This window comes from Methylobacterium sp. WL18 (genome assembly GCF_008040015.1).
Lineage (GTDB): Bacteria > Pseudomonadota > Alphaproteobacteria > Rhizobiales > Beijerinckiaceae > Methylobacterium > Methylobacterium mesophilicum.
Map to the genome: position 1 here is coordinate 1 of NZ_VRVD01000157.1, position 8,723 is coordinate 8,723.

Below are 8,723 nucleotides of genomic sequence, written 5' to 3' on the forward strand. Positions count from 1 at the left end.
GGCCGCGACACGCCGCCGGCCGGCACCATCACGGCCGGCCCCCATCGGCGCAGCAGCTTGAGGATCGCCGCGAGATCGAGGAGGTCGACGGTGGCGTCGGCCCTGGCGCGCAGGGACCGCTCGGTGAAGCCGCGGAGCGCGATCAGCCGGAACGGCCGGTCTGTCCGGTTCAACGACTCGGCCACCAGCTCGGGCAGCCGGCCGGCGCCGGCGATCAGGACGAGTGTGCCCTCGGGCAGCGGCGCAGCATCGGCCATGGCGGAGGGCTCAGGCCGCCCCGATCGGAACCGGAAGCTCGCGGGGCGTGCAGATCGAACGCTTGCCGCCGGCCCGGATGAAGGCGAGGATCTCGGACACGGCGGTGTGGGACTCGAAGGTCGCGGCCACGTCCTCGACCCGCTCCATCAGCGTGCCCTCGGGGGCGAACAGCAGGCGGTAGGCCCGCCGGAGCGCGTGGATGTCCTCCCGGGCGAAGCCGCGGCGCTGCAGGCCTATGATGTTGAGCCCGGATAGGTAGGCGCGGTTGCCGAGCACCATGCCGTACGGGATGCAGTCGTTCTCCAGGCCGGACAGGCCGCCCACGAAGGCGTGCGCCCCGACCCGCGCGAACTGGATCACGGCGGCGCCGCCGCCCAGGATCGCGTAATCGCCGACGCTGCAATGGCCGGCCAGCATCACGTTGTTGGAGAAGATGACGTGGTCGCCGACCCGGCAATCGTGGCCGACATGGGAGTTGGCCAGGAAGGTGCAGTGATCGCCGACCGAGGTCTCGAGGCCGCCCCCGCTGGTGCCGGGGTTCATGGTGACGCCCTCGCGGATCAGGCAATCGGATCCAATCGTCAGCGTCGAGGCCTCGCCCCGGTATTTCAAATCCTGCGGCTGGTGACCGATGGAGGCGAACGGGAAGATCCGGGTGCGGGGGCCGATCGTGGTGCGACCGGCCAGGACCACGTGGCTGAGGAGTTCACACCCCTCCCCCAGCACCACCTCCGGGCCGACATGGCAGAACGGGCCGATCCGCACGCCGTCCCCGATCTCGGCGCCGGATTCGATCACGGCGCTCGGGTGGATGAGGGCGTCGCTCACTCCGTCACCAGCATGGCGCCGATCTCGGCCTCCGCCACAAGCACGCCGTCGACCCGCGCCTCGCCCCGGAACCACCACATGGTCCTGCGGTGATTCATCTTCTTCATGTGAAAGCGCACCTGGTCGCCGGGGGTGACCGGCTTGCGAAACTTGCACTTGTCGATGGTCATGAAGAACACCTGCTTGGTCCGCAGCTCATCCGTCCGGATGTGGCGACAGCAGATCGCGCCGGCGGTCTGAGCCATGCCTTCGATCAGCAGCACCCCGGGAAAGACGGGCATTCCGGGGAAATGCCCCATGAATTGCGGCTCGTTGGCGGTGACGTTCTTGATGCCGACGCAAGATTCGTCGCGATCGATCTCGACGATGCGGTCGATCATCAGGAACGGGTAGCGGTGCGGCAGCAGCTCCAGCAGCGTCTGGATGTCGGCTGTGCCCAGCTCCTCGTTGGTGTCGCGCGCCGCCTCGCTCATCGAATCCCGTACCTCGCGTCACCGCCATCGGGCGGACCGATATCCGCCCTCCATGACGGACGGACGCCCTCTTCGGAAGAAATCGGCGGAAGCGCAAGGGTTTCCAGGCTACGGGCCGCGATCACACGGCGTCCGAGGGCGGATCCTTCCCCGTATCCTTGCTCGACCGCTCCGCCAGCCGGGCCAGCGTCGTCAGCTCGCGGAACCACGCCCGCACCGGCTTGGCCGGAGTGCCGCCCCAGCGGCTGCCCGGCGGGACGTCGCGGTTGACGTTGGAGGAGCCGGCGATCTGGGCGCCGCGGCCGATGCGCAGGTGGCCGACCACGCCGACCTGGCCACCGAGCACCACGTAATCTTCCAGAGTGGTCGAGCCCGAGATGCCGACCCCCGAGACGATCACGCAGTGGCGACCGATGACGACGTTGTGGGCGATCTGGACGAGGTTATCGATCTTGGTGCCCTCGCCGATGACCGTATCGCGCGAGGCACCCCGGTCGATCGTGGTGTTGGCGCCGATCTCGACGTCGTCCTGAACGATCACCCGGCCGATCTGCGGCACCTTGAGATGCGTCGCGCCCATGGCGAAGCCGAATCCGTCCTGGCCGAGCCGGGCGCCGGGATGCAGGATCACCCGGTTGCCGACGAGGGCGTGGCTCAGGGTCGTGCCGGCGCCGATGGAGCAGTCGCGCCCGATCCGGACGCCGGGGCCGATCACCGCGTTCGGGCCGATGACGCTGCCGGACCCGATCTCGACGCCGGGACCGATCACCGCGCCGGGATCGACCGTGACCCCCTCCTCCAACCGGGCATCCGGGTGGACATGGGCGCCCGGGGCGATGCTACGCCCACCGAACTGAGAGCCGGGACGCAGGGCGTCCGGGTGCAGGCGGCCGAGCAGGGCCGCGTAGGCTCGGTACGGGTCCCGGCTGACCAGCGCGACGGTCCCGGCCGGGCATCGCGCCGCGAACCGCGGGCTCACCAGGCAGGCGCCGGCCCGGGTCGCGGCGAGCGCGTCGCCGTAGCGGGCATTGTCCATGTAGGCAAGGTCGTCCGGCCCGGCGCTCTCGAGCGGGGCCGCGGCTCTGAGCCTGCATTCGGGGTCCGCGCCCTCGGGCAGGGAAGCACCGGCTGCGGCGGCGACGTCGGCGAGGGTGAGGAAGCCGGTCGCGGCGAAGAAATCGGGATCTGACATGCAGGGCAACGCACCGGCCGGAGAAATCCGGCCGGTGCGCGTGGTTTTTATCAGAACCGCGAGCCGCCGGAGAAGCGGAACGCCTGGGTCTGATCCTTGCCGATATGGCCGACCTTGCCGAGCAGCGGCACGTAGACCGACTGACCTTCGTCCTTGGTCAAGGCATAGGCGTAGTCGAACCGGATCGGGCCGAGCGGCGAGTTCCACAGGATGGACGCGCCGATCGAGGAGCGGATCGCGGCCGTGTCGCGGACGTTCACGCATTCCGGCTCGACGCCGATGTTGAACGCAGAGAAGTTGCACTTCCCGGTCTGCGGCGAGATCCCGTTGATGAAGCCGTCGCCGTTCACGTTGAAGTTGCGCCGTCCGCTATAGCCGAACAACGTACCGGCATCGGCGAAGACTGCGCCCTTCAGGCCCAGATCCCGCGGGATGAGGGGCAGCGGGAACTGCACTTCGAGGGTGCCGCCGATATAGGTGGAACCGCCGATGGCGTTGGAGCGGGCGTCGGCGATGCCGACGTCGCGCGGGCCGATACCGTTGGGCGCAAAGCCGCGGACCAGCGACGGTCCGAGGAAGAACTCGTCGGTGACGCGAAGCGGCTTGCCGTCGATGGCGTTGATGTGGCCGCCCTGGAACCGGACGAAGCCGATCACGTCCTCGAACAACTCCTTGTAGTAGCGCGCGTCCGCAGTGACGCGGAAGAACTTCGAGTCGCCGCCCAGGCCCGCGACGTCGGGCTTCAGTTCGGCGTAGAGGCCGTTGCGCGGCGCGCCGACCACGTCGAGGGTCGAGTAGGCGAGCGTCAGGCCGGCCAGCGAAGTCAGCGTGTTGCCCTGCGAGCCCTTGATGGCGATCGAGGCTTCACCGTCATACGCGCAGTTCGGGTAGACCGACTGGCCGCCGATGTTGCGGCCGCTGTTCGGGTCGATCGTGCCGCCCGCGTAGGTCGCGGTGTAGCCCGGGATCGGCGTCGAGCAGTCGTTGTACGGCCGCTTGAGGGTGTTCGGCACCTTCAGCTCGGTGTTGTACAGCGAGTAGCGCAGGGTGATGCCGAACTCCTCGGTGATCGGCAGGCCCAGGCGCAGCTGGCCGCCATACACCGTGGTCTCGTAGCGCGAGTACCGGGTCAGGTCGGAGTACTTGTAGAAGGCGTCGAAGCCGGCGGCGAGCCGGTAGCCGAGGAAGTACGGCTCGGTGAACGAGAAGTCGACGCCGCGCGAGTACTGGCCGCCCGTGCCGGCGAGGCGGACATACTGGCCGCGGCCGAGGAAGTTGGACTCGGAGACCGAGACCTCGCCGATGATGCCGTCCTGGGTGGAGTAGCCGCCCGCCACCGAGAACGAACCCGTGGGCTGATCCTCGACATCGATGTTGATGACCACGCGGTCGGCCGCGGAGCCGGGCTCGTTGGAGAACCGGACCTTCTTGAAGAAGCCGAGGCCGTTCAGGCGCCGCTCGGCCCGGTCGGTCAGCACGCGGTTGTAGGCATCGCCCTCGGCGATATCCAGCTCGCGGCGGATGACGTAGTCGCGGGTGCGGGTGTTGCCGCGGATGTTGATGCGCTCGACGTAGACGTGCGGGCCGTCCTCGACCACGAAGCCCAGGGAGACCTGGTGGGTCGCGGGGTCGCGCTGGCCGGTCGGGCGGACCTGGGCGAACGGGTAGCCGGCGCGGTTGACCTCGCGGGTGACGTTGTTGAGCGTCCGCTCCACGTCGTCGGCGTTGTAGACGTCGCCCACCGCGGCGGTGATGTTGCTGTCGAGCTTGGCGGTGTCGATCCCGGGCAGGCGGGAATCCACCGCCACCGCGCCGACCTTGTACTGCTCGCCCTCGTTCACCGTGACGGTGATGACGTAGCCCGAGCTGTCGCCCTCGACGTAGCGGGCGTCGGCGCTGACCACCTGGAAGTCGGCGTAGCCGTTCTTCAGGTAGTAGCGGCGCACCTGGTCCAGGTCGGTGGTGATGCGGTCCGGATCATAGACGTCGGAGGTCTTGATGAACGACAGGAAGTTCATCTCGGAGGAGCTCATCAGCCCCTTCAGGGTCCGCTCCGAATAGGCGTTGTTGCCGACGAAGTTGATCGAGATGATGCCGGTCTTGTCGCCCTCGTCGACCTGGTAGATCACGTCGACCCGGCCGTTCGGCAGGTCCACGGTCCGGTAGGTGACCTTGGCGGTGCCGCGGCCGAAGCGCTTGTAGACGTCGCGGATGCGGGCGAGGTCGGCGTTGACGATGGCCTCGCTGTAGGGGCCCCGGGCCTTCGCCTCGACGATGCCCTCGAGCGTCGCCTTCTCGACCTTCTTGTTGCCCTCGAACACGACCCGGTTGATCAGGTTGTTCTCGCGGACGGTGACCACCGTGCGGCCACCGGACTGGGCGACCTTCACGTCCGAGAACATGCCGCTGGCGAGCAGGTTGCGCCGGGCCTCCTCGGCGGAGCCGGACGCCGTCCCGGTCACGTAGGACCGGATCGTGTCGGCATCGACGCGCTGGTTGCCCTGGACGACGATCTGCTGCGCCTGGGCGGCACCGCTCAGGACCAGGCCCGCACCGGCAGCGACTAGGACGATGGTCTTCCGCACCGACTTACGTCGGGGCTTCCCCGTCAACGACATCATGCAATCGCCCGTTTCTGTTCTGGTCGCGGGGGTTAGCCCGTCACAGGCGACCGTTGACCGGTCGTCCTGTCACCCTGGTCCAAGCGTGGCTTCAGGTCCAAGCGTAGCTCTTAGCGGGATTCCCCTGCCAAGCAAACGCGCGGGAGGCCATCGTCAGGGGATTTTGGGGGGTCGTGGCCTTCGCGCCACTTAACGGCGGGCGGACCGTGCGGGCAAAGCCCCGATCATGGTGAATGGCCTGTAAATCTTTGCGGCCACACCTGTTTTCGCGCCTACCAATGTTGGCGTTAACCCTGTTTTAAGCACCGGGCGGGGCGCCTTCGAGGCAGTCTCCGGGCGGTATCGCGGCGGGATTAGGGCACCGATTCCGGTGGAGATCGGACCGGTGCCCACGCGGGGTCCTTGGATCAGGTGTTCCGCCAGGACGCGCCGAGGTTGAGGATGTCGTTCCAGGCGGCGAACAGCATCAGCATCAGGACCAGGGCGAGGCCGATCCGGAAACCGATCTCTTGGGCGCGCTCGCTGAGCGGACGACCGCGGACGACCTCGAAGGCGTAGAACAGCAGGTGCCCGCCATCGAGCAGCGGCACCGGGAACAGGTTCAGGAGGCCGATCGAGACCGAGAGCAGCGCGATGAGGCCGACGAGCCCCCCGACGCCGCCGTTCTTGGCGACCTCGCCGGAAACCCGGGCGATACCGATCGGACCCGACAGCTGGTCGGCCGATTCCCGACCGGTGGCGAGTTTGCTCAAGTAGGAGAAGGTCCGCTCCACCACGAAGTAGGTCTCGCGCACGCCGAGATCGAGGGAATCGAGCGCCCCGTACCGGACGAGCCGCGCCTCCGACCCTGCGGGCGAGCGGATGCCGAGCCGGCCGATCCGGTGGCGGCCGAAGGGCGTCTTCTCCTCGTAGGTGGCGGGCGTCGCCTGGATGGTGATCGGTTGCTCGGCCCGCTCCACCGTGAAGGTCAGCGGCGTGCCAGCGCTGCCGGTCACGGTGCGGTACATGGCGTTGAAGTCGCCGATCTTCTCGCCGTCGATGGCGGTGATCACGTCGCCGGGTTGGAAGCCGGCCTGGGCGGCGACGCTGCCGGGCTCCACGGAGGAGACCCGGGCGGGCAGCTCGTAGCGCCCGGCCAGCCAGATCGCGCCGGCAAACAGCAGGATCGCCAGGATAAAGTTCGCCACCGGGCCGGCGGCGACGATCGCGGCGCGCTTGGCCACGGGCTGGGTCGGGAAGCTGATCGCCCGCTCGTGCGGGGACATCCGGGCGATCGTCTCCGGATCCGGCATGCTGGCGCCGTTGGCGTCGCCGTGGAACTTCACGTAGCCGCCGAGCGGGATGGCGCAGAGCTTCCAGCGGGTGCCGCGCCGGTCGTTAAACCCGAACAGTTCCGGGCCGAAGCCGAGGGAGAAGGCGTGCACGCCCACCCCGCACCAGCGGCCGACCAGGAAGTGGCCCATCTCGTGGACGAAGACCACCACGGTGAGCACGAACAGGAACGGGATCACGGCTCCGAAGAAGCCGCCGGCGGTCCCGCCCATCGCGTTGAGAAAGTCCATAAGCCGATCCCTGGCCGTCTCTGCGCCGGCTTCTCAGGCCGGCCATCCGGCCGGTCTAGCAGATCGGTGCGGTTGACCGCCAACGCAATCCTCCGGGCCTGAAGCGGGTGGTCGCGGGGCAGCGCGCAGCGCGGCGGCGCACATCGGGACAAACGATCCCCGCTGTCCTCGGCCCTACGCCGTACACACCGTCAATGCCCCCCACCCCCGCCAGCGGCCGCTCGGGGTCGGCGGATCAGCGGCACGGCGCAGGCCATCGCCAGGAACAGCACCGTCAGCGCGAGGAACACGTCCTCGAAGGCCATGACGAGGCCCTGGCCCCGGACCGTATTGGACATGGCCTTGAGCGCCATGCTGGGAGCGGCGCTGCCATAGGAGTCGAAGCCGCGCTGCATGGAGTCGAGGCGCTCCAGGGCAGCGGTGTTGGCCCAGGTGAAGCGCTCGTGGAGCCGGGCGAGATGCAGGTCCCAGCGGGCGTTGAGTACGGTGTTGATCAGCGCCAGGCCGACCGCGCCGCCGAGGTTGCGGGTGAGGTTGTAGAGCCCGGAGGCATTCTTCATCCGGGCCGGCGGCAAGGTGCCGAGCGCGATGTTGTTGATCGGGATCATGCACAGCATCAGCGAGCAGCCGCGCAGGACCTGCGGCCACAGCAGTTCCCAGAAGTCCCAGTCCTTGGTGAGTCCGGTGACGATCCACGTGCCGCAGGCGAAGCCCACGAAGCCGATCCCCATCATGATCCGCGGATCGACCTTGCCGGAGAGCCGGCCGGCGATCGGCGCCGTGGCGAACATGCATAGGCCTGAGACGAACATGGTCTCGCCGATCATCAGCGCCGAGTAGCCGCGCACCCGGGCGAGGTAGACCGGGTAGATGTAGGTCAGCCCGTACAGGCCGATGCCGAGCACGAAGCTCGCGACGCAGCCGCTGGCGAAGTTGCGGTCGGAGAAGGCGCGCAGGTCGACGATCGGCTGCTTGGCCGTGAACACGCGCCAGAAGAACAGCAGTCCCGAGACCCCGCAGACCAGAGCGCAGGCGAAGACCGCTTCGTCCTGCAGCCAATCGTGGTTCGGCCCCTCCTCGAGGACGTATTCGAGGCAGCCGAGGAAACCCGCCATGAACGCCAAGCCGGCCCAGTCGAACGACTTCAGCAGGTCGTAGTTCGGCTTGTCGAAATCGATCAGGATCCAGGTGGAGACCGTCACGACGATGCCGGGCACGACGTTGATCAGGAACAGCCAGTGCCAGGACATCAGGTCGGTGAGGTAGCCGCCTATCGTCGGCCCGATGGTCGGCGCCAGCGTCGCCACCAGGCCGATCATCGGCGACACGATGGTGCGCTTGGACGGCGGGAAGATCGTGAATGCGGCGGCGAACACGGTCGGGATCATGCCGCCGCCGATGAAGCCCTGCGCGGCGCGCCAGACGATCATCTCGGAGATCGACGAGGAGGTCGCGCACATCACGCTCATCAGCGTGAAGCCGCCCGCCGAGATCGCGAACATCCAGCGCGTCGAGAGAACCCGCGACAGGGTACCCGACAGCGGGATCGAGATGACCTCGGCGATCAGGTAGCTGGTCTGGACCCAGGGGATCTCGTCGCCAGAGGCCGAGAGGCCGGCCTGGATCTCGTTGAGGGAGGCCGAGACGATCTGGATGTCCAGGATCGCCATGAACATCCCGAACACCATGCAGAAGAACGCCACCATGCGGCGGCGGTCCATCGGCGGCTCGGCGGCCGGGGCTCCGGCCGGAATGGCGGCGGCGGTGGCGGCCATGGTCGGGCTCAGCG

6 protein-coding genes and 1 pseudogene are annotated in these 8,723 nt (G+C 68.2%); all 7 read right to left on the reverse strand.

Features of this window, described 5'->3' with window-relative positions; all coding sequences use genetic code 11:
* Positions 1–257 (reverse strand): annotated as a pseudogene (locus FV228_RS13385) (DUF1009 domain-containing protein); the annotation flags it as partial.
* 10 nt (positions 258–267) lie between these two features.
* Positions 268–1,086 carry an acyl-ACP--UDP-N-acetylglucosamine O-acyltransferase gene (lpxA, locus tag FV228_RS13390; protein ID WP_147855073.1) on the reverse strand — a complete coding sequence of 273 codons (819 nt, stop codon included), beginning with the start codon at positions 1,084–1,086 and terminating at the stop codon, positions 268–270.
* Positions 1,083–1,559 carry a 3-hydroxyacyl-ACP dehydratase FabZ gene (fabZ, locus tag FV228_RS13395; protein ID WP_147855074.1) on the reverse strand — a complete coding sequence of 159 codons (477 nt, stop codon included), beginning with the start codon at positions 1,557–1,559 and terminating at the stop codon, positions 1,083–1,085. Before fabZ ends, lpxA begins: the two co-directional genes overlap by 4 nt.
* A gap of 121 nt (positions 1,560–1,680) precedes the next feature.
* A complete protein-coding gene (gene lpxD / locus FV228_RS13400; protein ID WP_147855075.1) occupies positions 1,681–2,751 on the reverse strand; it encodes a UDP-3-O-(3-hydroxymyristoyl)glucosamine N-acyltransferase in 1,071 nt (356 codons plus the stop codon).
* A 50-nt stretch (positions 2,752–2,801) separates the two neighbouring features.
* Positions 2,802–5,372: an outer membrane protein assembly factor BamA gene (gene bamA / locus FV228_RS13405; RefSeq protein WP_147855076.1), complete on the reverse strand. Its 2,571-nt coding sequence runs from the start codon at positions 5,370–5,372 to the stop codon at positions 2,802–2,804.
* A 407-nt stretch (positions 5,373–5,779) separates the two neighbouring features.
* Positions 5,780–6,934: an RIP metalloprotease gene (locus FV228_RS13410; protein ID WP_147855077.1), complete on the reverse strand. Its 1,155-nt coding sequence runs from the start codon at positions 6,932–6,934 to the stop codon at positions 5,780–5,782.
* A gap of 191 nt (positions 6,935–7,125) precedes the next feature.
* On the reverse strand, positions 7,126–8,709 hold the full coding sequence (locus FV228_RS13415) for a DHA2 family efflux MFS transporter permease subunit (protein WP_147855078.1): 1,584 nt from the start codon (positions 8,707–8,709) through the stop codon (positions 7,126–7,128).
* Positions 8,710–8,723: the final 14 nt, after the last annotated feature.